The 25197-nt window shown below is 71.5% G+C and carries 23 protein-coding genes; 18 read left to right on the top strand and 5 right to left on the bottom strand.

All coding sequences use genetic code 11. The annotated features are described in order from the left end of the window. Positions 1-79 precede the first annotated feature (79 nt). From ACFWTE_RS08580 to ACFWTE_RS08555, 6 genes are all read left to right on the top strand, one after another. Positions 80-283 (top strand): ubiquitin-like protein Pup, encoded by a 204-nt coding sequence (locus ACFWTE_RS08580; RefSeq protein ID WP_159942453.1) that lies wholly within the window; start codon positions 80-82, stop codon positions 281-283. Positions 284-451: 168 nt separating this feature from the next. Continuing rightward, entirely contained in the window at positions 452-1294 is an 843-nt protein-coding gene (prcB, locus tag ACFWTE_RS08575; RefSeq protein WP_378778686.1) for a proteasome subunit beta, read from the top strand. Positions 1295-1350: 56 nt separating this feature from the next. Then, entirely contained in the window at positions 1351-2103 is a 753-nt protein-coding gene (gene prcA, locus ACFWTE_RS08570; protein WP_378778685.1) for a proteasome subunit alpha, read from the top strand. 111 nt (positions 2104-2214) lie between these two features. Beyond that, positions 2215-3573 carry a Pup--protein ligase gene (gene pafA, locus ACFWTE_RS08565; protein ID WP_378778684.1) on the top strand — a complete coding sequence of 453 codons (1359 nt, stop codon included), beginning with the start codon at positions 2215-2217 and terminating at the stop codon, positions 3571-3573. Between the two features lie 150 nt (positions 3574-3723). After that, entirely contained in the window at positions 3724-4815 is a 1092-nt protein-coding gene (locus ACFWTE_RS08560; RefSeq protein WP_378778683.1) for an FKBP-type peptidyl-prolyl cis-trans isomerase, read from the top strand. A 274-nt stretch (positions 4816-5089) separates the two neighbouring features. Beyond that, the gene (locus ACFWTE_RS08555) at positions 5090-6103 is read left to right on the top strand and encodes a methionyl-tRNA formyltransferase (RefSeq protein ID WP_378778682.1); all 1014 of its coding nucleotides are present in this window, start codon (positions 5090-5092) and stop codon (positions 6101-6103) included. Between the two features lie 173 nt (positions 6104-6276). Here the strand turns inward: ACFWTE_RS08555 and ACFWTE_RS08550 are convergent, their stop codons facing one another. After that, the gene (locus tag ACFWTE_RS08550) at positions 6277-7425 is read right to left on the bottom strand and encodes a DUF3866 family protein (RefSeq protein ID WP_378778681.1); all 1149 of its coding nucleotides are present in this window, start codon (positions 7423-7425) and stop codon (positions 6277-6279) included. A 101-nt stretch (positions 7426-7526) separates the two neighbouring features. On the opposite strand from ACFWTE_RS08550, the gene ACFWTE_RS08545 reads away from it, so the two are divergent. The 11 genes from ACFWTE_RS08545 to ACFWTE_RS08495 all read left to right on the top strand — a co-directional run bounded on the left by ACFWTE_RS08545 (position 7527) and on the right by ACFWTE_RS08495 (position 19754). Next, the gene (locus ACFWTE_RS08545; RefSeq protein WP_378778680.1) at positions 7527-9581 is read left to right on the top strand and encodes a helix-turn-helix transcriptional regulator; all 2055 of its coding nucleotides are present in this window, start codon (positions 7527-7529) and stop codon (positions 9579-9581) included. A 60-nt stretch (positions 9582-9641) separates the two neighbouring features. Beyond that, positions 9642-9827 carry a hypothetical protein gene (locus ACFWTE_RS08540; protein ID WP_378778679.1) on the top strand — a complete coding sequence of 62 codons (186 nt, stop codon included), beginning with the start codon at positions 9642-9644 and terminating at the stop codon, positions 9825-9827. Positions 9828-9893: 66 nt separating this feature from the next. After that, entirely contained in the window at positions 9894-10235 is a 342-nt protein-coding gene (tatA, locus tag ACFWTE_RS08535; RefSeq protein WP_378778678.1) for a Sec-independent protein translocase subunit TatA, read from the top strand. Between the two features lie 296 nt (positions 10236-10531). Further along, positions 10532-11362, top strand: a complete 831-nt coding sequence (tatC, locus tag ACFWTE_RS08530; RefSeq protein ID WP_378778729.1) for a twin-arginine translocase subunit TatC — start codon at positions 10532-10534, stop codon at positions 11360-11362. A gap of 101 nt (positions 11363-11463) precedes the next feature. Then, on the top strand, positions 11464-11901 hold the full coding sequence (locus ACFWTE_RS08525) for a DUF397 domain-containing protein (protein ID WP_378778677.1): 438 nt from the start codon (positions 11464-11466) through the stop codon (positions 11899-11901). 91 nt (positions 11902-11992) lie between these two features. Then, positions 11993-12889 carry a diacylglycerol/lipid kinase family protein gene (locus tag ACFWTE_RS08520; protein WP_378778676.1) on the top strand — a complete coding sequence of 299 codons (897 nt, stop codon included), beginning with the start codon at positions 11993-11995 and terminating at the stop codon, positions 12887-12889. A 12-nt stretch (positions 12890-12901) separates the two neighbouring features. Continuing rightward, positions 12902-15742 (top strand): DEAD/DEAH box helicase, encoded by a 2841-nt coding sequence (locus ACFWTE_RS08515; RefSeq protein WP_378778675.1) that lies wholly within the window; start codon positions 12902-12904, stop codon positions 15740-15742. Positions 15743-15919: 177 nt separating this feature from the next. Further along, positions 15920-16327 carry an aspartate 1-decarboxylase gene (gene panD / locus ACFWTE_RS08510; RefSeq protein ID WP_378778674.1) on the top strand — a complete coding sequence of 136 codons (408 nt, stop codon included), beginning with the start codon at positions 15920-15922 and terminating at the stop codon, positions 16325-16327. A gap of 148 nt (positions 16328-16475) precedes the next feature. After that, positions 16476-16733: a hypothetical protein gene (locus ACFWTE_RS08505; protein WP_378778673.1), complete on the top strand. Its 258-nt coding sequence runs from the start codon at positions 16476-16478 to the stop codon at positions 16731-16733. Positions 16734-17099: 366 nt separating this feature from the next. Continuing rightward, on the top strand, positions 17100-18389 hold the full coding sequence (locus tag ACFWTE_RS08500; RefSeq protein ID WP_378778672.1) for an MFS transporter: 1290 nt from the start codon (positions 17100-17102) through the stop codon (positions 18387-18389). A gap of 204 nt (positions 18390-18593) precedes the next feature. After that, the gene (locus ACFWTE_RS08495; protein WP_378778671.1) at positions 18594-19754 is read left to right on the top strand and encodes a DUF4352 domain-containing protein; all 1161 of its coding nucleotides are present in this window, start codon (positions 18594-18596) and stop codon (positions 19752-19754) included. A gap of 46 nt (positions 19755-19800) precedes the next feature. On the opposite strand, the gene ACFWTE_RS08490 is transcribed toward ACFWTE_RS08495, so the two are convergent. The 3 genes from ACFWTE_RS08490 to ACFWTE_RS08480 all read right to left on the bottom strand — a co-directional run bounded on the left by ACFWTE_RS08490 (position 19801) and on the right by ACFWTE_RS08480 (position 22879). Continuing rightward, positions 19801-20661 (bottom strand): (2Fe-2S)-binding protein, encoded by an 861-nt coding sequence (locus ACFWTE_RS08490; protein ID WP_378778670.1) that lies wholly within the window; start codon positions 20659-20661, stop codon positions 19801-19803. A gap of 368 nt (positions 20662-21029) precedes the next feature. Then, positions 21030-21881, bottom strand: a complete 852-nt coding sequence (locus ACFWTE_RS08485; RefSeq protein ID WP_378778669.1) for an ABC transporter permease — start codon at positions 21879-21881, stop codon at positions 21030-21032. Next, entirely contained in the window at positions 21878-22879 is a 1002-nt protein-coding gene (locus tag ACFWTE_RS08480; protein WP_378778668.1) for an ATP-binding cassette domain-containing protein, read from the bottom strand. The genes ACFWTE_RS08485 and ACFWTE_RS08480 overlap by 4 nt, the downstream gene beginning before the upstream one ends. Before the next feature lie 119 nt (positions 22880-22998). Between ACFWTE_RS08480 and ACFWTE_RS08475 the strand changes: the two genes are divergently transcribed. After that, on the top strand, positions 22999-23823 hold the full coding sequence (locus ACFWTE_RS08475) for a TetR/AcrR family transcriptional regulator (protein WP_378778667.1): 825 nt from the start codon (positions 22999-23001) through the stop codon (positions 23821-23823). Between the two features lie 63 nt (positions 23824-23886). Here the strand turns inward: ACFWTE_RS08475 and ACFWTE_RS08470 are convergent, their stop codons facing one another. After that, positions 23887-25089 (bottom strand): JmjC domain-containing protein, encoded by a 1203-nt coding sequence (locus ACFWTE_RS08470; RefSeq protein WP_378778666.1) that lies wholly within the window; start codon positions 25087-25089, stop codon positions 23887-23889. Positions 25090-25197 lie beyond the last annotated feature (108 nt).

Genomic DNA, 25197 nt, shown 5'->3' with positions numbered 1-25197 from the left:
AGGGGGTTGAGTCGCGCGGTGTTGGGCCAAGATAAGGGCGAGAGCCCCGAACGGGAGCCCGAACGGGAGGGAAGACGCCATGGCGACGAAGGACACGGGTGGTCAGAAGCACGCCTCTCGCCGCGACGAGGAGGTCGAGGAGACCGAGGCGGCGGCGGACGTCCAGGAACGCAAGGAGCAGCTCGACGAGGACGTCGACGACATCCTCGACGAGATCGACGACGTGCTGGAGAGCAACGCCGAGGACTTCGTCAGGCAGTTCGTGCAGAAGGGCGGCCAGTAGCCGTCCCGCGGCGGTTCGCTGACAGCGCACTGCGGTGTCTTCGGCCCCGCGCCGCTCACGACTAGGGTCAGTCTCATCGGCCGGAACACCACCCGGCCGCGGAAAACAAGGACAACAGGCGTCCCACCCGCCCCCACGTCGGGGTGGGGCGCGAGTGGAGGGAGTCGCGTGTTCGAAGGGTTCGAGGGCGGACGGTTGCCGGCCGCTTTCATGAGTGCGGGAACCTCGTCCTTCACCGAGTTCCTCGGTTCGGTCAGGCCCGAGATGCTGCCCGGGCACAAGCTTCCGGCGGGAGGCGGCACGGAACACCTCACTCCCGACGCGACGACCATCGTCGCCCTGACCTTCCCCGGGGGCGTCCTCCTGGCGGGTGACCGCCGCGCCACCCAGGGCAACGTCATCGCCAACCGCGACATGGAAAAGGTCTTCCGGACCGACGAGTACTCCGCGGTGGCCATCGCCGGCTCCGCCGGGATCGGTATCGAACTGGCCCGCCTCTACCAGGTCGAACTGGAGCACTACGAGAAGATGGAGGGCCGCTCGCTCTCCCTCGAGGGCAAGGCGAACAAGCTCGCCCAGATGGTCCGCGGTAACCTCGGCATGGCCATGCAGGGCTTCGTCGTCGTCCCGATCCTCGTCGGGTTCGACGAGAACACCGAGGTGGGACGGGTGTTCAGCTACGACGCCGTCGGCGGGCGCTACGAGGAGCACCGCTACCACTCCATCGGCTCCGGGTCGGTCTTCGCCAAGGGCTCCATCAAGAAGCTGTACCGCGACGACCTGGACGAGACCGCCGCCGTCAAGGTGGCCCTCCAGTCCCTCTACGACGCCGCCGACGACGACTCCGCCACGGGCGGACCCGACCTGCACCGCAAGATCTTCCCCCTCGTCGACGTCATCACCGAGGACGGCCACCGCCGCCTGCCCGCCGAGGTCGTCGCCCGTCTGGCGACGGAGGTGGTCGCGGGACGCGCGGAGCGCCCCGACGGCCCCACGGTCGATCTGGCCTGAGCCGACCACCGTCCCCACTCCAGACATCTCCCGACTAGGTAAGGAAACGATCCGCGGTGTCGATGCCGTTCTACGTCGCCCCCGAACAGCAGATGAAGGACAAGGCGGACTACGCGCGCAAGGGCATCGCGCGCGGCCGCAGCGCCGTCGTCCTGCAGTACGAGGGCGGGATCCTCATGGTGGCGGACAACATGTCCCGCACACTGCACAAGATCAGCGAACTCTACGACCGCATCGGCTTCGCCGCCGTCGGCCGCTACCCCGAGTTCGAGAACCTGCGCCTCATGGGTGTGCGGTTCGCTGACGTACGCGGGTACCAGTACGACCGCCGCGACGTCAACGGACGCCAACTCGCCAACATCTACGCCCAGACCCTGGGCACCGTCTTCAGCGAGAGCCTCAAGCCCTGGGAGGTGGAGATCGTCGTCGCCGAGGTAGGGGACACCGCCGCCGACGACGAGATCTACCGGATCACCTTCGACGGCTCGATCGTGGACGAACAGGGGTTCGTGGCCGTGGGCGGCTCCTCGGAGTACGTCTCCACCCAGCTCAAGGACCGCTTCGCCGCCGACGCCCCGCTCAGCGCCGCCCTCAACGCGGCCACCCGCGCCCTCGCCCGCGAGAACGGCGAGGAGCGCGAACTGGAGGCCTCCAACCTGGAGGTCGCCATCCTGGAGCGCTCCAGGCAGCACCGCAAGTTCCGCCGCATCCACGGACGCCACCTGACCGCCCTCATCGAGGAGGGCAAGTCCGGGGGCACCGCCGCCTCCGGAGGCGGCGACACCACCGAGGACGAGGACGACGAGTGACCTGAAGGATGACGACGGTGCGGCGCGCCCGAGGCGCCGCACCGGCCGGGCTGGTGCGGACGACGAGGGCCCGTCGTCCACACCTCGGTGACGGGAAGTTGGTGAGGCCGCGTGGAACGACGGATCTTCGGGCTGGAGAACGAGTACGGGGTCACGTGCACCTTCCGGGGGCAGCGCAGGCTGTCACCCGACGAGGTCGCCCGGTACCTCTTCCGCAGGGTGGTCTCCTGGGGGCGCAGCAGCAACGTGTTCCTGCGCAACGGTGCCCGTCTGTACCTGGACGTCGGCAGCCACCCCGAGTACGCCACCCCCGAATGTGACAGCCTCGTGGACCTGGTGGCCCACGACAAGGCGGGCGAACGCATCCTGGAGGGGCTGCAGGTCGACGCCGAGCAGCGCCTGCACGAGGAGGGCATCGCCGGGGACATCTACCTGTTCAAGAACAACACCGACTCGGCCGGCAACTCCTACGGCTGCCACGAGAACTACCTCGTCGGCAGGCACGGCGAGTTCGGCCGCCTGGCCGACGTGCTCATCCCCTTCCTGGTCACCCGCCAGATCATCTGCGGAGCCGGAAAGGTGCTCCAGACCCCCCGTGGCGCCCTGTTCTGCGTCAGCCAGCGCGCCGAGCACATCTGGGAGGGCGTCTCCTCCGCCACCACGCGCTCCCGCCCCATCATCAACACCCGGGACGAGCCGCACGCCGACGCCGAGCGTTTCCGGCGCCTGCACGTCATCGTCGGCGACTCGAACATGAGCGAGACCACCACCCTCCTCAAGCTGGGCTCCACCGACCTGGTCCTGCGGATGATCGAGGCCGGCGTCGTCATGCGCGACTACACGCTGGAGAACCCCATCCGGGCGATCCGTGAGGTCAGCCACGACATGACCGGTCGGCGCAAGGTGCGCCTGGCCAACGGCCGCGAGGCCAGCGCCCTGGAGATCCAGCGCGAGTACCTGGAGAAGGTGCAGAGCTACGTCGACCGGCACGGTACCGACGCCACCGGCAAGCGCATCCTCGACCTGTGGCAGCGCACCCTGGAGGCGGTCGAGACCCAGAACCTGGACACCGTCGCCCGGGAGATCGACTGGGTCGCCAAGTACCAGCTCCTTGAGCGCTACCGGGACAAGCACGACCTGTCCCTGTCCTCGCCCCGTGTGGCCCAGCTGGACCTGACCTACCACGACATCCATCGCGACCGCGGGCTGTTCTACCTGATGCAGAAGCGCGGCCAGATGGAGCGCGTGGTCGGCGACCTGAAGATCTTCGAGGCCAAGTCGGTGCCTCCGCAGACCACGCGGGCACGGCTGCGCGGCGAGTTCATCCGCCGCGCCCAGGAGCAGCGCCGCGACTTCACCGTGGACTGGGTGCACCTCAAGCTCAACGACCAGGCGCAGAGGACGGTGCTCTGCAAGGACCCCTTCAAGTCGGTCGACGAGCGCGTGGAGAAGCTGATCGCCGGTATGTGACCCCCGGAGACCACGAATCAGGGCCCTGCCCGGCGGACGTAAGCCCGCTGCGGCGGGGTTCTGGTGTTCGAGGCGTTCCCGGGGGTGGTTACGGCCCTTCTTTTCGGTAGTGTGACCCTGTCCTAAGCCGGAAATCAGAGGTTGTGACTCATGCACCGACGTGCCGCCGCCCTCGCGGTGCCGCTGGCCGCCATCACCCTGGCGGTCTCAAGCTGCGGAAGCATCCCAGAGGAATGGCGAACTCCAGCCTTCCTGCGCATGGATGGGGACCAGCTCGACCCGCGTCTGCCCACCGTCACCGGCGAGGTCGGTGAGGAACCGGAGGTCGCCTTCCCCGACGCCGACCCCCCGGAGGAGGAGATCTCGGGCATCGTCAGCGAGGGCTCGGGTGAGGACGAGTTGGTGCGCGCGGACGACCTGGTGGTCGCCAACGTCGTCCAGTACCAGTGGACCGGCCCGGGCGAAGGCGAGCTGGCCGAGGGCATGTCCAGCTACGAGACCGGCGCCCCCGACCTGATCCGCATGGAGCAGATGCCGGAGCAGATCAGCGACGTGCTGGTCAACCAGCCCGTCGGCAGCCGGGCCGTCTACGTCATGCCCCCGCTCACCGAGGACGAGCAGGCCCAGGCCGAAGCCTCGGGGCAGCCCGCCCCGGCCGGTGCCAGCGTCCTGGTCATCGACCTGGTCAACAGCTTCAACAAGGGCTCGGTCGTGCCCGGGGAGCAGACCACCGACGGCGGCGACGGCCTGCCGGTGGTGACACAGGACGGCCACAGCGAGCCGACCATCGAGGTTCCGGAGGGCGACGCACCCGAGGACCTGGAGATCGTTCCGCTCATCGAGGGCACCGGTGCCGAGGTGGAGGAGGGCGAGCAGGTCATCGTCCAGTACACCGGCGTGCGCTGGGAGGCCGACGAGAACGGCGAGCACCCGTCCTTCGACTCCACGTGGAGCCGCGGCGGCGACCCCTTCGACACCACCATCGGGGCGGGATCCGTCATCGAGGGCTGGGACGAGGGCATCGTCGGCCAGCCGGTCGGCAGCCGACTGCTGCTGTCCGTGCCCGCCGACCTCGCCTACGGGGAGACCGAGGAGGAGACCATGGGTGCGCCCGCCGGTCCCCTCGTCTTCGTCGTCGACGTGCTCGGGTCCTACAAGAACCCGCCTCCCGCCGAAGAGGGCGCGGAAGGCGGAGAGGGCGCCGAGGAGGAGGCCGACCCCGCCGAGGAGGACGGGGAGTAGCCCCTCCGCGCGTACGCGTACCAACGCCCCCGTGGGCCTCACGGGTTCTGGCGATCCCCGCAACACCCTGGATTTCAGGGAGTTGCGGGGATCGTGGGTTTTGAGGGGTTGAAGGCGAGGTCCTTCGAGGCGCCGGACCGGGAGGGCGGCACTCGGCGGTGCGCGCTGCCGGGCGCGCGCACGGCACGGGGGACACGCCCGGGGAACACGGTCCCGGCCCGGGCCGGGACCGGTGCGTAGAGTCGGAGCAACCGTGGACGGGCAAGGGGGAGCCATGTCGGACAGGCGGCGCTACTGCTACGTGTCGGGACTACGTCTCGGGGTTCCGGCCCTGGAGAAACTCTGCGCCCAAGGGCGTCCGCCGAGCCTGGTGGTGTCCTACCCGGCCGAACTGGCCCACCGCTCCGGCTACCTCGACTACGAGGCCGTCACCCGCCGCCACGACCTGCCGCACGTGCGGGCTGCCGACGTCAACTCCGACGAGGTGCGGGAGGCACTCGCCGCGCACCAGGTCGAGCTGATGGTCGTCGCGGGGTGGTCGCAGCTGATCCATGAGCAGGTCCTGGCCTCACTCCCGCTGGGCGCGGTCGGTCTGCACCCGTCGCCGCTCCCGGTCGGGCGGGGCCGAGCACCCATCCCGTGGACCATCCTTCGCAACATGCGTTCCAGCGCCGTCACCCTCTTCCACCTGGAGCGTGAGCCCGTCACCGGCGACATCGTCGACCAGCACTGGTTCGACCTCGCGGCCGACGTCACCGCCACCGGCCTCTACGAACGCGTCGGCCACATCCAGGCGGAGCTGCTGGTGCAGCACCTGGACGACCTGCTGGAGGGCACCGCCCCGCGGCGCCCGCAGGCCGGCCACGCATCGGTGTGGCCCCACCGGCGTCCGAGTGACGGCCACCTCGACCTCACCGCCGCCGGAAGCGACGTGGACCGGATGGTGCGGGCGCTCGCCGACCCCTACCCGGGGGCGTTCGCGATGTTCGGCGGGGCCCGGATCACCCTGTGCGGGGGAGGGCTGGAGGGCCGGGCGCGGGGAGGGGGACCCGGCCAGGTCGTCGCGGCAGGGGAGGGGCGCAGGTGGGGGATCACCTGCGGGGACGGCACGGTGTTCGTGCCCGACGCGCTGCGGGTCGACGAGGGTGTGCGGGCGGAGCCGACCTCTCTGGCGATGTTTCGACCCGGGGCCTACTTCGACGTGCCCTCCGTGCACATGCTCGCCTCCACCCGGAGGGCGCCGGTGCCCGGTCAGTCGCCGAGTCCGGACGCGCTCCAGAACGCCTGAGGCCCGGCACCCGGCACCCGGCACAGGTCCGGGGCCGGTGCGGCGGAACGGGCCGCGGCCGGGCGCGGGCCCCTGTGCGGCTCCCGGATACACCGCTGGCGTCCCCCGCCGCCCGAGGGTCCCCGGGGTCGGGTCCGGTGGCACCCGGCCCCGTACGGCGGCGTGGGGCGTGCCTAGAGCAGAGCGGCCGCGTGGCGGCCCGCAGCCGCGGCGCTCAGGAACGCTGCGCGGTCCTCGTCCAGTCCGCGGCCCATCGTCGAGACCTTCACCGGCAGCGCCAGCAGTGCCTCCTCCAGGCCGCCGACACCGACCTCGACCAGGCGGTGCCGTGAACCCAGCGCCTGCGCCTGGGAGCGCACGCGCTCACCGAAGGCCCCCGGCAGCACCGGCACCACCACGTCGGCGCGGGCCAGCGCCACCCGCCCGTACGCGGTCAGGCTGTGGTGCGACACCCCCCGGTGGCGCTCGCGCTCGTCGGCCTCGCTCACCCGCAGCGAGGCCACCGGACGGCCGCCCAGTACGGCCGCCGCGTTCACCGCCTCGCCGCCGCAGACCCCCGAGAAACCCCAGGGGGTACCGGTGCCCAGGTTGCCCGGCCCCTGGCACACCACCGCCACGTCCGCGCCCATCACGTGCCGGGCGGCCAACAGCCCCGAGTGCGGGGTGACCGCCTCCAGGTCGCCTCCGAAGGTCTGCCCGGTGGTCACGCACCCCGCGATCAGGCCCTCCTCGCGCAGGATGCCCACCAGTTGTGAGAACGCTGCGGGCAGGGCCCCGCCGTCCAGCATCACGTTGACGATCCGCGCGTCCGGCCGCTCCGCGCGCACCCCCGCCACCACTGCGGGCAGGGCCGAGTGCAGGTCGGCCACCACCACGGGCATGCCGTCCACGCCGTCGGCCGAACGCAGCACGTCGTGGTGGGGCGAGCCCTGCTCGTCGGCGCCCAGAACGGTGGCCTGGAGCGGTGTGTAGCGGGCCTTCACCAGGTGCCCGGGCCTCTCCTGGTCGACGGGCAGCCGGTCCGGGACCGCCACGACCAGCGCGTACCCGCCCGTCCCCAGCCCCAGGTCCAGGGCGCCGGTGTTGAGCAGGACGGTGTCCCCGACCCGCGGGGTTCCGACCAGGTCGGTGTAGGCGAGCGCGCGGCACGTCGTCGCGGTGCCCTCCCCGCCGGGCCCGGGAGCGGGGCGCCGGGCCGGTCCGGCGCCACCGGTCGTGTCGGTGCTCCTTCCGGGGGCGGTGTCCACCGCCACCAGGGACAGGGCGACTCCCGGCCAGGAGGGGAGGAGCTGACGGACTTCACCACGGCGCCACCGGATCATGCCAGGCACGGTACCGTCGTTGCTGAACCGGCGAGGGACGACGCGCCAACGCGCGCCCCGGCCGGTCAATCCACCATGTGCGGGCGAGAAGGGTGCGGACGATGTCTCGCAGGAAGACGGAACGACAGCTGAACCTCGTCATCTGTCTGTTGTCCACGCGCCGCCACCTGACCGCCCAGGAGATCAGGCAGACGGTGCACGGGTACGCCGAGGCCGACACCGAGTCGGCGTTCAAGCGCATGTTCGAGCGCGACAAGCGCGAGCTGCGCGACAGCGGCATCCCCATCCAGGTGGGCACCGGTGACGCGATCAGCGGAGAGGAGGGCTACCGCATCTCCCGCTCCGACTACGAGCTGCCGGAGATCGAGCTCCTCCCCGACGAGGCCCTCGTCCTGGGTCTGGCCGCTCGCGCCTGGAGGCACGCCTCCCTGGGCGAGGCGGCGGCCAACGCCCTGTTCAAGCTCCGCTCCGCCGGAGTGCCGGTGGACAGCGAGGCCGCACCCGGGCTCACCCCCGCGATGCGCACCGACGAACCCTCCTTCGGTCCCGTCTGGCAGGCGGTGCGGGACCGGCGGCCCATCTCCTTCGACTACCGCAAGCCGGGGCAGGCCGAGACCGAGACCCGCGAGATCGAACCCTGGGGCATCGTCAACCTGCGCGGCCACTGGTACGTGGTCGGCCACGACCGGTTGCGCGGCGCCCGACGGGTGTTCCGCCTGGGCCGCGTCCGCGGAGAGGTGACCGTCTTGCGCGAAGGCCCCGACGTGGTCATTCCCGAGGGCGTCGACCTGCGGTCCGTGGTCGCCGGTCAGACGGCCGAGCCCGAGCGCACCGCCATCCTGCGGGTGCGCGCCGACTCCGCGCACGCCCTGCGCCGCCGCGCCCTGCGCGTCGTCCCCGGTGAGCGGGACGGTTCGGGGAACGGCTGGGACACCCTCAGCTACCCCTACTCCGACACCCCCGCGCTGGTCAGGCACGTCGCCTCGTTCGGATCGCGTGCGGAGGTCGTCGAGCCCTCCGGGGCCCGCGAGGCGATGGCGGCCCACCTGGCGGCCACGGTCGACACCGTCGCGTCCGCCACGGCGGAGCCCGTCGGGGGCAGCGGCACCGGGGAGGCCGACGCCCCCGCGCGCGGGCCCCGCTCCGCCGACCAGCTACGCCGACTGCTCATGCTGGTGCCCTACGCCCTGGGCCGCGACGTGCGCGTGCCCGAGGTCGCCGGGCACTTCGGGCTCAGCGAGAAGCAGGTCGTGGCCGACCTCAGCCTGCTGTGGATGTGCGGTCTGCCCGGCTACACCCCCGGCGACCTCATCGACGTCGACCTCGACGCGGCGAAGGAGACCGGCGAGATCATCATCGCCAACGCCGACACGCTCGCCCAGCCGCTCCGGCTCACCGCCGACGAGGCCGCCAGCCTGGTCGTGGGCCTGTCCCTGCTGGAGACGCTCCCCGAGACCGAGGGGCTGGAGGTCGGCGCGCTCAAGCGGGTCGGGGAGAAGCTGCGCACCGCGGCCGGGGCGGCCCTGGGATCCCTGGCCGACTCGGTCCAGGTACGGGTGGAAGGGGACGAGCAGGTCGCCCGGACCCAGCGCCGCTGCGCCGACGCGCTGGAGGCCGGGCAGCGCCTGCACCTGCGCTACCTGTCGGGATACCTGGACCAGGTCACCGAACGCGACGTGGATCCCATGGGCCTGGTCGTGCAGGACGGCTACCACTTCCTGGAGGGGTACTGCCACCTGCGCGAGGACGTGCGCCTGTTCCGCCTGGACAGGGTCCTGGAGCTGACCGTCCTGCCCTACGCCGCCCAGGTGCCCGAGGGGGTGGGCCGCCGCGACCTGTCCGCAGGGGTGCTCCAGCGCTCGGACCGCGACGCCCAGGTCACACTCGACCTGGAGCCCACGGCCGGCTGGGTGACCGAGGACTACGTGTGCGAGTCGGTGACCGAACTCCCCGGGGGAGGGGTTCGCGCCACGTTGCGCACCCCGGCGCCCGCCTGGGTGGTGCGCCTCGCGCTGATGCTGGGGCCGCAGGGGCGCGTGGTGGCGCCCGAAGCGCTCGCCGAGGAGGCACGCGCCGAGGCACTGCGGGCGCTGGAGCACTACCGCACGGAACAAACCTGTGGGAAATTGGTCGAGACCACTTCGTCGCCCGAGTGAGGCCCAGCTGTTCACCGGGGTCAGGGGTGGCTGTCACTTGGCAAGGGATAAGGTGAACGGGTGATCGTCCTCGCCGTCCTGTTCGGTGTGTTCGCAGTCGGAACGGCCCTCGTCGCGGCCCTCGCGCTGCGGGTGTGCCGCGCCGCGGGTGTGCTGTCCGAGCGGGTGACACGGGTGTCGGGCGAGTACCGGGCGAGCAGTGATGACCTGCGTGAGCGCGTCGGTCGAAGCCGTGCGGGGGAATGATGGACCCGCATTCGGATACGCGTACCATCGAAGGCGCTTGTTCGCGCCCCACAGAGAGGTAGAACCATGGGACCGTTCAACGGACCTACCATCGCCATTCTGGCGATTCTGGCCTTGCTGCTGTTCGGAGCGAAGAAGCTTCCGGATCTGGCCAGATCCCTGGGACGCAGTGCCCGCATCCTCAAGGCCGAGGGCAAGGGCCTGGTCGACGACGACGACAACGCCGAGGCCAACGGGGCCCAGACCCAACAGGCCTCCGAGCAGCAGAACCCCCCTGCCGGGCAGCAGCAGCACCAGCCGCCGCAGCAGCCCCAGCAGCCCCAGCAGCAGAACTACCCGCAGCTGCCCCCCGGCCAGCGCATCGTCGACGAGTCCGGTGAGACCACCCACCGCACGTACGGCAACTGATTCGGACACCGGAGCGGCCGGCTCCGCGGTGCCCCGGCACCGCGTGACGCCGCGGCTCCGCGTCAGCGGCGCGTCCCACGACGCGGCCGCGGGACGTCCCGCGCCGAGAGGCTGACCGCACCCGTGACCAGGCTCCCCACAGGCCCGGAGGCGGGCGCGACACGGGCGCGGCGCACACCAGGGGTGCCGCGCCGCACGGTTGTCAGGGGAATCCGCGCCGACGGCGCGGACCCGGAGGAGAAGAGAGTGACCACACGATGAGCGCACGAGGCCGGGCGACCAATCCGGAGGCCCGGATGCCGCTCATGGAGCACCTACGCGAGCTGCGCAGCCGGCTGACCAAGGCGGGCATCGCGCTGACCCTGGGCGCGGTCGTGGGCTACCTCGTCTACGACTACGTGTGGGCGTTCCTGGTGGAGCCCTACTGCTCCCTCCCCGTGTCCCAGGTCAACGGACCCGACGACTGCTCCCTCATCGTCACCGGCCCCTTCGACGCGTTCTTCGTGGCCTTCAAGGTCTGGCTGTTCGTCGGGGCGCTCGTCTCCGCACCGTTCTGGCTGTACCAGCTGTGGGCGTTCGTCGCCCCCGCCCTGCACGGGCGCGAGAAGAAGTACGCCTACATCTTCGCGCCGCTGGCCGCCCTCCTCTTCGCAGGGGGCGCCGCCCTGGCCTACGCCGTCACCTCCATGGCGCTGACCATGCTCTTCGGGTTCCTCCCCGAGGACGCGGACCCCTTCCTGACCATCGGCGAGTACCTGGACTACATGCTCATCATGATGGGCATGTTCGGTGTCGGCTTCGTGCTGCCCCTGCTGGTGGTCCTGCTCAACATCTCCGGGGTACTCCCGCACGCCGCCATCGCCAAGTGGCGCCGCGTCATCATCTTCAGTTCGTTCCTGGTCGCGGCGGTCATCACCCCGGCAGAGCCGATCTCCATGCTCGCGCTGGCCGTGCCGCTCGTCGTCCTGTTCGAGATCGCCGAACTGTTCGCCTTCCTCAACGACCGTCGCAAGAAGCGCAACGACCCCTACGCCGACCTGGACGACGACGAGGTCTCCGAACTCGACGAGACCCCGGCCCCCCTGGACGGGCCCGATGTCGGGGAAGAATCCGGAAAACGCTCATGAGCGGCCCCGTCACGCGTTAGGGTCGGGCGGTGGGGCGGGATCGCCCCCTCGTCGGCCCGGCGCACCACGGGCCGACCCAGGCCGTGGAGAAGGGAATTTCGATGAGTGAGCGGACCGAGGCCCGACGGGAGCTCCCTCCCGAGGCCATGGGCAACGAGAAGTGGCACGACACCACCGACGCGGTGTGGATGCGCTCCTCCCTGTCCAAGGAGGAGTCCGAGGCGGTCGTGGAGGTCGCGACCTTCGACGACGGCTTCCGCGCCGTACGCGACGGCAAGTCCCCCGAGAAGGGCACGCTGTACTTCACACCCGCCGAGTGGGACGCCTTCGTCCTGGGCGCGCGTGACGGCGAGTTCGACATCCCCGAGGAGTACCTCACCGAGGAGGAGCGCCGTATCCAGAACGGCGAGGTCGACGTCGAGGTCGCGTGGGTGCCCTCCCCCCTGAACACCCCGAAGGCGATGGAGGAATACCATCGCCGCCAGCGTGAGCAAGCCGAACAGCGGGAAAAGCGGACCGAGGCCTCCGAAACCTCCTGAACCCCCGCGCGCACCCGGGCGCGAGGGTGCGCGGGCGAGCTCCACAGCTCCGAACCCCCTCCCTGTCCCTTCTGGGGTAGCAAGGACTGGTATGCCCCCTCACATCGCTCTTCTCGTCAATCCCAACTCCGGCAGGCGCCGCGCCGCCGTCACCGGAGTGAGGCTCAAGCAGGCGCTCCGCGACGCCGGAGCGCGGGTGCACGTCTACACCGGCAGCTCGGCCTCCGACAGCCGCAGGATGGCCCGGCTGGCCGCCTCCGACCGCCCCGACGCCCTCGTTGCCGTCGGCGGTGACGGATTGGTCCACCAGGCCCTCCAAGGGGTCGTGGGGACCGGTGTTCCCCTGGCCGTGGTCCCGACCGGGACCGGCAACGACATCGCCCGCGCCTTGGGCCGGCCGCGCGGATCGGCCCGCGACATCGCCGCCGCGATCCTGCGCGGGCGCACCCGCCCCGTCGACGCCGTGCGCCTGACCCTGGCCGACGGCACCCAGCGCTACTACCTCAGTGTCCTGGCCTGCGGCTTCGACGCCCGGGTCAACGAACGGGTCAACAACTTCCGGTTCAGCATCGGCCGCACCGGATACGTCGTCGGCCTCCTGGCCGAGCTGCGCTCCTTCGCACCCGTCGACTTCGAGATCGAGGTGGACGGGCGGATCATCGCCGAACCCGGCATGCTCGTCGCGGTCGGCAACACCAGCACCTACGGCGGCGGCATGCACGTGTGCCCCGACGCCGAACCCGACGACGGCCTCCTCGACGTGGTCTTCGTCCGGGAGGGGCCGCTCGGCCGCTTCCTCCGCGTGTTCCCCCGCGTCTTCAACGGCAGCCACATCGGGCTCGACGAGGTGGTGGTCGAACGCGGCCGCTCCGTCACCATCCGCGCCGAGTCCGGCGCGGCCTACGCCGACGGCGAGCGGGTCGGAGAGCCGCCACTGGTCTGCGAGGTCGTACCGAAATCGGTCGAGATGTTGGAGCTGACCTCATAGGCTGGAGGCCATATGAGTAGTCACTCCGAGCGGTACGCCGCCTTCCGGCGGCGTCAGGCCGCCTCCAGCTCCGCCATCGAGGCCTTTCAGGGCCTCTACGGGTTCGAGTTCGACCCGTTCCAGGTCAGGGCCTGTCGGGTCCTGGAGAACGGTCACGGGGTGTTGGTGGCCGCGCCGACCGGGTCCGGCAAGACCGTGGTCGGCGAGTTCGCCGTGCACCTGGCCCTCAGCGAGGGCACCAAGTGCTTCTACACCACGCCCATCAAGGCGCTGTCCAACCAGAAGTACAACGACCTGGTCAAACGCTACGGTGCCGACCAGGTCGGGTTGCTGACCGGTGACAACAGCGTCAACGGTGAGGCACCCGTGGTCGTCATGACCACCGAGGTGCTGCGCAACATGCTCTACGAGGGTTCCTCCACCCTCGCAGGGCTGGCCTACGTGGTCATGGACGAGGTCCACTACCTCGCCGACCGCTTCCGCGGCGCGGTGTGGGAGGAGGTGATCATCCACCTGCCCGAGTCGGTGCGTATGGTCGCCCTCTCCGCCACCGTCAGCAACGCCGAGGAGTTCGGCGAGTGGCTGCAGCAGGTGCGCGGCGACACGACCGTCATCGTCGACGAGAAGCGGCCGGTGCCGCTGTGGCAGCACGTCATGGTCGGCAACCGCGTCCACGACCTGTTCGTGGACATGGAGGAGGACACCGGTCAGGAGGAGGGGCCCGGTTCCGGTGAGGGCCGGAACAAGGGCAAGCGCAAACGCGAGCGCCGCCGCCCCCAACCGCACCGGGAGATCGAGGTCGGCGGCCAGAAACTGCGGATCAACCCGACCCTGGTCCGGTTCGCGGAGGAGGACTCCCGGGTCACGCAGCTGGCGAACCGGCGGCGCCACCCGCAGTCGAGGGCCCGCGGCAACATCCGCCCGAGGTCGCGGTTCACGCCCCCTTCCAGGCCCGCCATCATCGAGGAACTCGACGACGACGGCCTGCTGCCCGCCATCACCTTCATCTTCAGCCGGGCCGGCTGCGACGACGCCGTCCGCCAGTGCGTGGCGTCGGGCCTGGTGCTCACCAGCCCGGAGGAGGCAGCCGAGATCCGCGAGTACGCGGAGACCCGGTGCGCCGACATCCCCCCGGCCGACCTGACGGTGCTCGGCTTCGACCAGTGGTTGCGCGCCCTGGAAGCGGGCATCTCCTCCCACCACGCGGGGATGCTCCCGACGTTCAAGGAGATCGTCGAGCACCTGTTCTCCAGAGGGCTCATCCGTGCCGTGTTCGCCACCGAGACCCTCGCCCTGGGCATCAACATGCCCGCGCGGACCGTGGTCATCGAGAAGCTCGACAAGTGGAACGGCGAAGCGCACGTCCAGCTCACTCCGGGCGAGTACACGCAGCTCACCGGTCGCGCCGGACGCCGCGGCATCGACGTGGAGGGCCACGCCGTCGTGGTGTGGCAGGCCGGGACCGACCCCGAGGCCGTCGCCAGCCTCGCGGGCACCCGCACCTACCCGCTCAACTCCAGCTTCCAGCCGTCCTACAACATGGCGGTCAACCTGGTCGGCCAGGTCGGCCGTCGGCGCAGCCGCACCATGTTGGAGGAGTCCTTCGCCCAGTTCCAGGCCGACCGCGCCGTGGTCGGCCTGGTCAAGCAGCTGCGCAAGCACGAGGAGGCGCTCGACGGCTATGCCAGGGCCGCGGAGTGCCACCTGGGCGACTTCATGGAGTACGCCTCGCTGCGCCGCGCGCTGAGCGACCGGGAGTCCATGCTCGCCAGGAACCGTTCCACGCAGCGCCGGGACGACGCCCTGGAGAGCCTGGAGAAACTGCGGCCGGGCGACATCATCCGCATCCCGTCGGGCCGCTTCTCCGGGCACGCGGTCGTGCTCGACCCCGGGCTGCGCCACGACCTTCCCGCGCCACTGGTGCTCACCGCGGACAAGCAGGTCAAGCGGATCAACGCCACCGACTTCACCGTCCCGGTCCACCCGTCCGGGCGGATGCGCATCCCCAAGTCGTTCTCCGCCAAGTCGCCCAGGTCCCGCCAGGACCTGGCCTCCACACTGCGCAACAAGCTCAAGGAGCGCGGCACCGACCCGGTCTACGAGCGGGGCGGACGCGACGCGGGCGAGGACGCCGAGGTGCTGCGGCTGCGCACGGAACTGCGCGAGCACCCCTGCCACGGGTGCGCGGACCGGGAGGACCACGCCCGCTGGGCGGAGCGGTACTTCCGGCTGAGCCGTGAGACCGAGTCGCTGCGCCGCCGGGTCGAGGGCCGCTCACACGTCATCTCCCGCACCTTCGACCGGGTGTGCGGTGTCCTGGAGGACCTGGAGTACCTGTCCGGGGACAACGTGTCCGACGACGGGGGTCGTCTGGCCAAGATCTACTCGGAGCTGGACCTGCTGGTCGCCGAGTGCCTGCGCCGGGGGGTGTGGAAGAGCCTCAACCCGGTGGAGCTGGCCGCGATCGTGGCCTCCCTGGTCTACGAGGCGCGCCGCAACGACGACGCCTACCCGCGCATCCCGGCCGGGACGATCGAGGAGACCCTCGCCGAGATGCTGCGGCTGTGGGGTGAGCTCAACGAGGTCGAGTCCCGGCACCGGGTGACGTTCCTGCGCCAGCCGGACCTGGGGTTCGTGTGGACGGCCCACCGGTGGGCGCGCGGTGACCGGCTGGACGACATCCTGCGCCAGGCGGACATGCCCGCGGGCGACTTCGTACGCACCGCCAAGATGCTGGTGGACATGCTCAGCCAGATCGCCGGGGCCACAGGGGACGCGGAGGTGCGCTCCACCGCGCGCAAGGCCGCCGACCTCGTGCGCCGCGGTGTGGTCGCCTACTCCTCGTTCAACTAGGGGTGTTCCCCGCGTAGACCCGTCGGGTGCGGTGGGGAACACCCGGCGGGTCGGGGGTGTTCGCGGCGTTGTGGGGCCCCGGTGGTCGCAGTGGTGACCGGGCGGGGTCATCATGGAAGACGCACGGGACCCCGAGGGGCCTGTAGTTCGCACGACGGCTGAAACGAGGATCGAGCAGTGCTGCGCACCCTGATCAACGGCAAGATCCACCGCGCCACGGTCACCCAGGCCGACCTGCACTATGTGGGATCCGTCACGATCGACGCCGATCTGATGGAGGCCGCCGACATCGTCGAGGGGGAACAGGTCCACATCGTCGACATCGACAACGGTGCCCGGCTGGTGACCTACGCCCTGGTGGGTGAGCGCGGTAGCGGTGTCATCGGTATCAACGGCGCCGCCGCGCGCCTGGTGAGCCCGGGCGACCTGGTCATCATCATCGGGTATGCCCAGGTCGACGAGGTGGAGCGGGCCGGGCACGTGCAGCACATCGTGCACGTGGACCGCGACAACAGGATCGTTGCTCTGGGCAACGATGCGGCGGAGCCGGTTCCCGGTGACACGGGGCTGGTCGCGGGGCGCTGACCGGCCCCGGTCCGTACGGGGTGGAGGCCCGTGCCCGCGCCCACGGCGCCTGCACGGGCGCCTCGTGTGTCCGCGGTCCTACGGTGCGCACTGACAACCCATGCAAACTGGCCGATTCCGGCCTGATCGGCTTCTCCCGGCGCCGGGTATGGCCACAGTCGGCATGGACGACACAGAAGACGAGGAACAGCGCCGGATAGCCGAACACATCGAATGGCAGAAGCAGGGGGCGTGGGTCGTCGTCTGGGGTGGCTACACCCGCTGCTTCTGGGCGTTCGCGTGCTGGCCGGTGGTCCCCGAGAGCGGCGTCGTCATCAGTGCGCACGACCCGCACACCCTCTACGCGGAGATGCGCTACGTCGAACGCGAGCACGACTTCCTGCGCTGGCGCTACGGTCGCGGGTAGTCGTGCACCGAAGCCGGTCAGCCCTCTGGTACACGGCCAGAGGCGGCCCCAAAGGTCATGAGTTCTGCCTGCTCAAGGCCCGCCTGAACCCACTCTGACGCTCATCGGTCACGCCTGGGCACCAGGTGCCCGTGGCCTGTGCCGAAGTCCGGTGTGCGCGCTGCCCCGGCTGTGGCGGCGCGCCGGGGTAGGGGCGAGGACCGCCACCGCCCGGTAGACCCGGGCGGACGCGGCCGCCCCCGGGGCCAGCCCGGACGACCACCGAGCCCGGCACGCCGTCGAACGGCGTGCCACCCGATTCGTCCTCCTCCGCGGACGGGCGGTTACGATTCCTCTATCCATAGGACGAATCGGAGAGCAGGCCTCGTGTCGACAGAAACACCCCATGTCGGAGAGGTGCTCTCCGAGGAGACACGCGCCCGCATCCAGCGCCGTACCGTCCTCGTCCTCATGCTCGCCCAGGTCGTCGGCGGCATCGGCATGGGCGCCATGCTCGCCGTCGGTGCGCTCATCGTGCTCGACCTGACCGGTTCGGACACCTGGTCCGGGATGGCCACCACCATGATCACCCTGGGCGCCGCCGTGTTCGCCCTGCCGCTCGCGTCTTTGGCCGCCCGCCACGGACGCCGGCCCGGCCTCACCCTGGGCTGGGTGCTCGGGGCGGTCGGCGGCACCACCGTCATCGCCGCCACCGTCCTGGAGACGTTCGCCCTGTTCCTGGCCGGGATGGTGCTGGTCGGAGCCGGGACCGCGACCAACCTCCAGTCCAGGCACGCGGCCGCGGACCTCGCGTCGGAGGGCACGCGGGGCCGCGACCTGTCCGTTGTGGTGTGGGCGACCACCGTGGGCTCGGTGGCGGGCCCCAACCTCATCGGCCCCAGCGGGCGGGTCGCCGCCCGCCTCGGTCTGCCCGAGCTGCTCGGCCCGGTGGTGTTCACCACGGCCGGGTTCGTGATCGGCGCGACCCTGATCTTCGCCCTGCTGCGCCCCGACCCCCTGCGCACCGCCACGGCGGAGCTGGCCCGCAGCGGAGCCCCCGCCGGAGTGCGGCTGTCCGTGACCGGAGCCCTGCGCGTGGTCGGGCGCAGCCCCGGCGCCCTCCTCGCGATCGTCGGTATCGTCGCCAGCCACACGGTGATGGTCGCGGTCATGACGATGACGCCGGTGCACATGTCCCACCACGGCGCCGCACTGACCGTCATCGGACTGACCATCTCCCTGCACATCGCGGGCATGTACGGCCTGTCCCCGGTGGTGGGCTGGCTCACCGACCGGTTCGGGAGGATCCCGGTACTCCTCACAGGCCAGGTGATCCTGCTGGTCGCCACGGCCGTGTCCGGAACGGCCGGACACGACGAGGTGCTCGTGACGACGGGGCTGGTCCTGCTGGGTCTGGGCTGGTCGTTCGGACTGGTGGCCGGGACCGCGCTGCTGGCCGAGTCACTGTCGGCCGACGTGCGCCCGCGGGTGCAGGGGGTCAGCGACCTGACCATGAACCTGGGTGGTGCCGCGGCGGGTGCGCTGTCCGGTGTCGTGCTGTCGCAGGCGGGGTTCGGGGGACTGAACCTGTTCGCGGCGCTGTTCACCGTCCCGGTGTTCGTGCTCGCGGTGCGCGCTCTGTCGGCCCGGTCCCGGAGCGTCTCTGCCGCCCCGTGACCAGGTCTGCGTAAAACACATCCGGACCTTTACCGGAAACGCCCCCGAAGCTGTCCTGCGGGCTGGTGACCCGCGGTTACCGTGCAGTTTTGGGGCGCCTACCGGCCTCGGTGGGCGCATTCCGCTGACAGGGGGGTGTTCTCAGTGACCGGTCGGGAGCCCGAGGACGGGCCAGGGGAACAGTCGGAACCACGACCGGACCCGGTGAACCACCACCCGCCGGAGGAGTGGCGGCCCGGGGACCCGGGCGACCCGATCGAGGGCGGTCAGCAGCCCCCTGGTGAACCGCCGCACGAGTTCCCCCACCACGACCCGCACATGCGGCAGCCTCCTCCGCGCGGAACGGTGACCCCGGGAGAACAGGGGCAGGGAGGCCGCCACGCCCGGGACCGGGCGACGGACGGGCACCCCCCACAGGAGCGGTTCGCCGGTGCGCATCCGTACCAGGCGGAGCCCGGCGAACTCTCCGAGGGTCCCAACGGGCTCGCGCAGGCGGGCTACGAGCACGCCGGATACGCGCCCGGCCACGGCGAGGCGGACGCCTCCGACACGGGTGCGGGCGGCTACCCGGCCGACGGCCCCCTGCCGGGGGACTGGAGCTCGGGCCAGGGACCCGGCTACGCCGAGGCGGGCGGCTACCCGACCGGGCAGGGCCCCGGCTTCGCCCCGGAGCCCGGGTACCTCCCTCCCGGTGCACACGACCAGGGACAGGGCTACGGCCAGGGGCCCGGTTACGGGCAGGCCCAGGCGCCGGGCTACGGCCAGGGGCCCGGTTACGGCCAAGGCCCGGCCTACGGTCAGGACTGGCAGCCGCAGGGCGGCCACACCTACCCGCCCCAGGGCGGTTACGGACCCCCGGAGACCAGGCCCACCCCCTGGGGCAAGATCATCGGGATCGGCTGCGGCGTCCTGCTGCTCCTGCTGCTCCTCGGCGGCGGGTGCACGGCGATCGCCCTGATCTCGGCGGGCGTCGGAGACCAGGAGGTGGAGGGGACCGGACCCCAGGCGCCGGGGGACGGCGGGCTGACCGAGACCCTGGGTGCGGAGCTCACCGCCAGCGGCGCCGACTTCGAACCGAGCCCGCTCTACGACGAGGGCGTCTTCACGAGTGTCGCCGTGTCGGTCACCAACGCCGGTGAGGAGCAGCTGGACGTCAACCCGCTCTACTTCAGCATCGTGGACGCGGAGGGCTCCGTCCACAGCACCAGCGAGGCCATCGGCATGGACGCCAACGAACTCGGTGCCCAGACCCTCGCCCCGGGGCAGACCACGTCGGGCGCGGTCACGGTGGAGGGGAACGTCGACGCGGACCGCGTCGTCTTCGAGCCCTTCTACAGCGGGCCTGTCGAAGCGCCGGTCACCTGAGCCCGACAGCGGGGCCGGCACCGGCCCGGCGGTGGGGGCATGCCCGTCAGGGGGCCAGCGCGGGGTCGCGCAGCCACTCGGCCAGGACCTCCTGGCGCTCTCCGTCGCACTTGAGGGGGCAGGTGGTGCAGTAGCCGTGCTCGGGGTCGCCCTTGTAGTCGAAGCAGCAGGTGCCCCGTACCGCCCAGGTGCCACGCGGGTTGTCGGGGGCGAAGGGGAACAGCCGGGGCCGCTTGCGCGTCACGGCACCGGCCTCGACCACCGCGTCCGCCAGCTGGGTGGCCAGGCCCCAGGCCTCCTCCGCGTCCCGTCCCAGGTAGCGGGCCGGATTGAGCATGTAGAAGTGCAGGGTGTCGAGCACCCAGCCCCACAGGGTGCGCCTACCTGCGCGCGAGTGCGCGTGCAGGGCCCCGATGAGGGGCGAGAAGGTGGCGAACAGGCTCTCGGCGGCCAGCCGCAGCAGCTCGTCCTCGTCGCGGGCGACCACCGTACCGGGGTGGTTCGCCGCCGGGTCGTCCGGCAGTACGGCCAGCCGTGTGTCGACCGAGGCGGGGGTGCGGAACCGCGCCTGGGCGGTGTCCCAGGGCAGGTAGAGGGTGTCCGGTGTCAGGAGGGGGGCCCTCCCGGTCAGGTACAGGGACGCGGAGACCAGGAAGATCGGTTCGCGGAGGGTGACCCGCAGGAAGTTGGTGGCGGCCGGCAGCTGGTGCCCGGGACCGTGCTCGGTCCGCAGCTTGTCGAACAGGATCGGCAGCCAGCCCTCCGACTCCAGAACGTCGGACCGGTACCACTGCACGCCGTGAGTCCCGTCACGGTAGAGGTCGTCGAAGGCGACGAGCTCGGGCAGAGGCGCGAACCTGAGCCCGGCGCAGGCGTCGCGGAGCGCGTCGAGCGGGTCTGGAGTCACCGGAGAACCTGCCCTTCATCGCTGGTGCTGCCGTGTGCGGTGTCGCAACTCAGCTCCCAGGGGAGCGAGGCCGTTCGCACCTCTTAAGTGAGGCTACCCTAACGACCGGCTGTGTCGCAAAGAACGCAGGGGTGTCCCGAATCCTTCCCGGCACAGCGGGCCGCAGGCCCCTGTGCGCGCAAACCCTGGTCCGGATTCGTTTGCCCCGCAGGGCCGCGGAGCGCCGGTACTTCAGCGGCTCCGCGGCCGGTCACGCGGTTCTCGGTCCGCAGGGGCGGCGGTACTTGAGCCACCGCTCCGCGAACAGCGGGGGAACGCTCACCCCGGCGAGGGGGAGGGACAGGGCCGGCGCGAAGTGGTGTGTCGGGTCAGCGGCTGAGCCGCCGGAAGCGGCGTACGGCCAGTGGTGCGGCCACGACGATGACGGCGAGCGGGACGGCCACGGCCAGCAGCAGCGCGTTCTCGGCGGGCCAGGCGTCAGAGGGCAGCGACGGGTTCCCGAACAGGTCCCGGGTCGAGGTGACCACCGCCGACAGCGGGTTCCACTCGGCCACCGGGGCCAGCAAGGACGGCATCGCCGAGGACGGGACGAAGCTCGTCGACAGGACGGTGAGCGGGAAGACCAGCGGGTAGACGACCATGCTCACGGAGTCGGGCGTCGGCAGCACCAGGCCCATCAGCACGCCCAGCCACACCAGTGCCAGTCGGAAGAGCAGGAGCACCCCGATCGCGGCGGCGGCGCCGCCTGGCCCGTTCTCGGCGCGCCAGCCCATCGCGAACCCCACGACGAGCAGCAGGGCCACCTCGACGCACGCACGGGCCATGTCGGACAGGACACGGGAGCTCAGGACGGCCACGGGGGACATGGGCATGGAGCGGAACCGGCTCATCACGTCGCGGTCGGTGTCCCGGGCGATGCCGGAGGCGGTGCCGCCGACGCCGTAGACCATGACCATCGCGACCATCGCCGGGACCAGGAACGCGCGGTAGTCCTCGGCACCCGGCGGGGCCATCACGTTCCCGAACACGTAGCCGAAGAGCAGGACCATCATGACGGGCATGGTGATCGCGATGACCGGCTCGAAGGGGTCGCGGGCCATGTGCAGGGCGTTGCGGCGGGCCAGGACCAGGATGTCCGACCAGGCCTTGCGCACTCCTCCGGCGAGGCCGGGACGGTACGGCGGACGGGTGCTCGTGGTGACGGGGGCGGGGGCGGTCATCGGTACTCCTGCGGTGTGGTGTCGTCGGTGCGCGGGTTCCCGGAGCGGTCGGCCGAGGACACGCCGGTGAGTCCGAGGAAGACCTCGTCGAGGGTGGGGCGGCGCACGCTGACGTCCTCCACGCGCAGGCCGGAGGCGTCGAGGGCGCGTACGGCCCGGGTGAGCACGGCCATGCGGTCCTCGGCGGGAACGCTGACGCGCTGCTCCTCGCGGTGGACGCCGACCGGCGCGGCCACGGCGGAGCGCAGGACCTCGGCGGCGGCCTCCAGGTCGGCGGGGTCGCGGACGAGCACGTCGAGCCGGTCGCCGCCCACCTGGGACTTGAGGGCGTCGGGCGTGCCCTCGGCGATGACGCGGCCGTGGTCGATGACGGCGACGGCGTCGGCGAGCTGGTCTGCCTCCTCCATGTACTGGGTGGTGAGGAGCACGGTCGTGCCGGAGGCGACCAGGGCCCGCACCGACTCCCAGACCTGGATGCGGCTGCGCGGGTCCAAGCCGGTGGTGGGCTCGTCCAGGAACAGCACGCTGGGTTCCTGGACCAGGCTCGCGGCGAGGTCGAGGCGGCGGCGCATGCCGCCGGAGTAGCCCGCGGCGCGGCGGTCGGCGGCCTCGACCAGGTCGAAGCGCTCCAGCAGAACCGCGGCGCGCTCCGCGGCGGCGCGGGGCGCGAAGCCGTACAGGCGGCTGAACATGACCAGGTTCTCGCGGCCGGTGAGGAGCTCGTCCACCGAGGCGTACTGGCCGGTCAGTCCGATCTCCGCGCGGACCAGGTCGGCCTGGGCGACCACGTCGTACCCGGCGACGAGGGCGTGACCGGAGTCGGGCCGCAGCAGCGTTGCCAGCGTGCGCACGACGGTGGTCTTGCCCGCGCCGTTGGGGCCGAGCAGCCCGAGGACTGTTCCCTGGGGGACCGTCAGGTCGACGCCGTCCAGGGCCGAGGTGGTGCCGTAGCGCTTGCGCAGTCCCTCGGCGTGGATGGCCGGGGAGGAGTGGGGCATGACGCGTGCTCCTTTAATTGTGTATGTCGTACACGTTATTGTGTAAGAGATACACAGTTTTAGGATGGATGTCAACGTGGCATGGCAGACGACGAGACGCGGGCGACGACTGGTGGGGTATGACGACCGAGCAACAGCCGACGAACCGGACGGCGCGGGAGGTGGACCTCCTGTGGGGGTTCGACCGGCCGGCGCCCAGACGCGGGCCCAGACCCAAGCTCAGCCGGGAGGCCGTCGTGGACGCCGCCGTCGCCGTCGCGGACCTGGAGGGCCTGGAGGCCGTCTCCATGCAGCGGGTGGCCCGGGAGCTCGGCTACACCACGATGTCCCTGTACCGGCACGTGGACAGCAAGGAGGACATGCTCGTCCTCATGAGCGACCGGGCGTTGGAGGGGACCCCGCCCGAACCGCGCGCCGACCGGGGGTGGCGGGCCGGGGTCGAGGAGTGGATCCACCGGGTGATGGAGGTGTACCGACGCCATCCCTGGGCGATCCGGCTCACGCTCAGCGGGCCGCCCGCCGGGCCCAACGGCCTGCGCTGGATGGAGGCGGGCCTGCGCGAGATCGTCCGCTCCGGGCTCGATGTCGGCAACGCGCTCCAGATGCTCGCGATGCTCTCCTCCCTCGTGCGCGACACGCTCCGCATCGAGGGGGACATGGCGCGGGTCGCCCGCGAGGCCGGGAGCACGATGGCCGAGGCCGAGCGCGACTACAGCAGCGGACTGCGCAGGGTCGTCACGGCGGAGGAGTTCCCCACGATCGCGCTGATGCTGGAGAGCGCTGTGCTGGACCAGCGGCCGCCCTCCGGCGAACCCGACCGGCTCGGCGGCCCCGCCGACGAACTGGACTTCTCCATCCACCGCGTCCTGGACGGCATCGAGGTCTACGTCGAGCGCGTGCGCGCCGGAGGTCCGACCGGCGCCGGGAACACCCCCGCCGGGTAGGCGCCGCGGGGGCGGCCCGCGGCGGGCAGGAGGCGGACCGCCCGCTCCCGCCCCCGCGGACGGTCAGCGCACCAGCACCAGGTGGTGCCTGGCCAGCGCCGCCACGATCTCCGCCGTCCGCTCCGCGTCCACGTCCGCCCGTCGGGCCAGCGCACCCACCGTCAGCGACCGGTGCCGCGCGAGCACCGCCAGGACCGGTTCGGCCTCCGCGGGGAACCGGTACCGTCGACCGCCCACCGACACCGCCACCCGCTCGCCCTCGCGGACGACCGGCGGAGGCAGGATCGGAACGAACTCCACCCGCGCCTCGGTGGACGGGGCCCCCTCCTGGGCGGGCCACGGCAGCGAGAACGACGTCCTGCGCGGGAACCGGGCGTCCCGCTCCTCCAGGAAGTCGTCCACGTCCCACTCCTCGGCCAGCTCCACCAGCCGCGCCGCCAGCTCGTTCTGGTGCTTGCGCCGCACATCCGGGTCGGAGAAGCGGGGCAGGTCCCGCCGGAACTCCTCCTCCGCGAACAGCCGCCGCACCAGGGCGTCCGCCCAGTCCACCCCCGTCGCCCGGGTGAATCCGAAGGTCAGGTGCATGCTCACCTGCCCCGTCCCGGTCACGGTGTGCCACCAGCCGCGCGGCACGTGGATCACCTGGCCCGGACGCAGTACCCCCTCCCACACGAGGTGCAGTTCGCCGTCGGCGTCACGGGGCGGTGTGTGGTCGTGGTCCAGGTCGTTCTTCATCGGGAAGGAGCGCGACCCCGGCCCGTGCACCTGCCAGTGCTTGGTGCCCTCCACCTGCACGATCACGGTGTCGTGGTCGTCCCAGTGGGTGTCGAAACCGCGCGACTCGCCCCAGATCAGGTACAGGTTGGCCTGCGCGCGCTCGCGCACCAGGCGCATCAGGTCGTCGGCCGCCGCACCCACCGGCGGGTGCATCCTGTCGATCCCGTCCAGGACCAGGCTCGCCCCCGCGCGCAGTTCCCGGTAGAGCGCCTCGGGCCGCACGACCCGGCGTTCGGTCCGCGACGCGGTCGCCGTCTCGGTGTAGCGGTCGACCGGCACGGGTGAGCCGTCCCGGTGCAGCCGCAGCCTCGGCGGCTCCGGCGAACACGCGGCCAACACCCCGTTGAGGTCGTCGAAGGTCAGCAGCGTGCGCACCGCGTCCGCCCCCAGGTCGGCGAAGACGAACTCCTCCGACAGGCGTGTCGTGAGGGCCTCCCGACCCACGATGTCGCACAGCGTCCGGGTGAACAGGTGGCCGGGGTCGGTCACGGGGCGTCCTTTCCGTGCAAGGGGGGAATGAGGGCGCCGCCCCGGCCCGGGACCCCGGGCGGGGCGCCCCCCCGGACCCGGAACCAATGAAATGGGGACAGGTGTCGG

Origin of the sequence: Nocardiopsis sp. NPDC058631 (assembly GCF_042716955.1) — a bacterium.
GTDB lineage: Bacteria > Actinomycetota > Actinomycetes > Streptosporangiales > Streptosporangiaceae > Nocardiopsis.
This window is presented reverse-complemented; position numbering and strand designations above follow the sequence as displayed.

What these genes read in the sequence shown, in the direction of transcription:
- ACFWTE_RS08525 (WP_378778677.1), top strand. Translation starts at nt 11,464, where the DNA reads ATGAGTGAGCGGACCGAGGCCCGACGGGAGCTCCCTCCCGAGGCCATG.
- tatC (WP_378778729.1), top strand. Translation starts at nt 10,532, where the DNA reads ATGCCGCTCATGGAGCACCTACGCGAGCTGCGCAGCCGGCTGACCAAG.
- ACFWTE_RS08555 (WP_378778682.1), top strand. Translation starts at nt 5,090, where the DNA reads ATGTCGGACAGGCGGCGCTACTGCTACGTGTCGGGACTACGTCTCGGG.
- tatA (WP_378778678.1), top strand. Translation starts at nt 9,894, where the DNA reads ATGGGACCGTTCAACGGACCTACCATCGCCATTCTGGCGATTCTGGCC.
- ACFWTE_RS08505 (WP_378778673.1), top strand. Translation starts at nt 16,476, where the DNA reads ATGGCCACAGTCGGCATGGACGACACAGAAGACGAGGAACAGCGCCGG.
- ACFWTE_RS08545 (WP_378778680.1), top strand. Translation starts at nt 7,527, where the DNA reads ATGTCTCGCAGGAAGACGGAACGACAGCTGAACCTCGTCATCTGTCTG.
- ACFWTE_RS08520 (WP_378778676.1), top strand. Translation starts at nt 11,993, where the DNA reads ATGCCCCCTCACATCGCTCTTCTCGTCAATCCCAACTCCGGCAGGCGC.
- ACFWTE_RS08475 (WP_378778667.1), top strand. Translation starts at nt 22,999, where the DNA reads ATGACGACCGAGCAACAGCCGACGAACCGGACGGCGCGGGAGGTGGAC.
- ACFWTE_RS08560 (WP_378778683.1), top strand. Translation starts at nt 3,724, where the DNA reads ATGCACCGACGTGCCGCCGCCCTCGCGGTGCCGCTGGCCGCCATCACC.
- ACFWTE_RS08550 (WP_378778681.1), bottom strand. Translation starts at nt 7,425, where the DNA reads ATGATCCGGTGGCGCCGTGGTGAAGTCCGTCAGCTCCTCCCCTCCTGG.
- ACFWTE_RS08480 (WP_378778668.1), bottom strand. Translation starts at nt 22,879, where the DNA reads ATGCCCCACTCCTCCCCGGCCATCCACGCCGAGGGACTGCGCAAGCGC.
- ACFWTE_RS08580 (WP_159942453.1), top strand. Translation starts at nt 80, where the DNA reads ATGGCGACGAAGGACACGGGTGGTCAGAAGCACGCCTCTCGCCGCGAC.
- ACFWTE_RS08485 (WP_378778669.1), bottom strand. Translation starts at nt 21,881, where the DNA reads ATGACCGCCCCCGCCCCCGTCACCACGAGCACCCGTCCGCCGTACCGT.
- ACFWTE_RS08515 (WP_378778675.1), top strand. Translation starts at nt 12,902, where the DNA reads ATGAGTAGTCACTCCGAGCGGTACGCCGCCTTCCGGCGGCGTCAGGCC.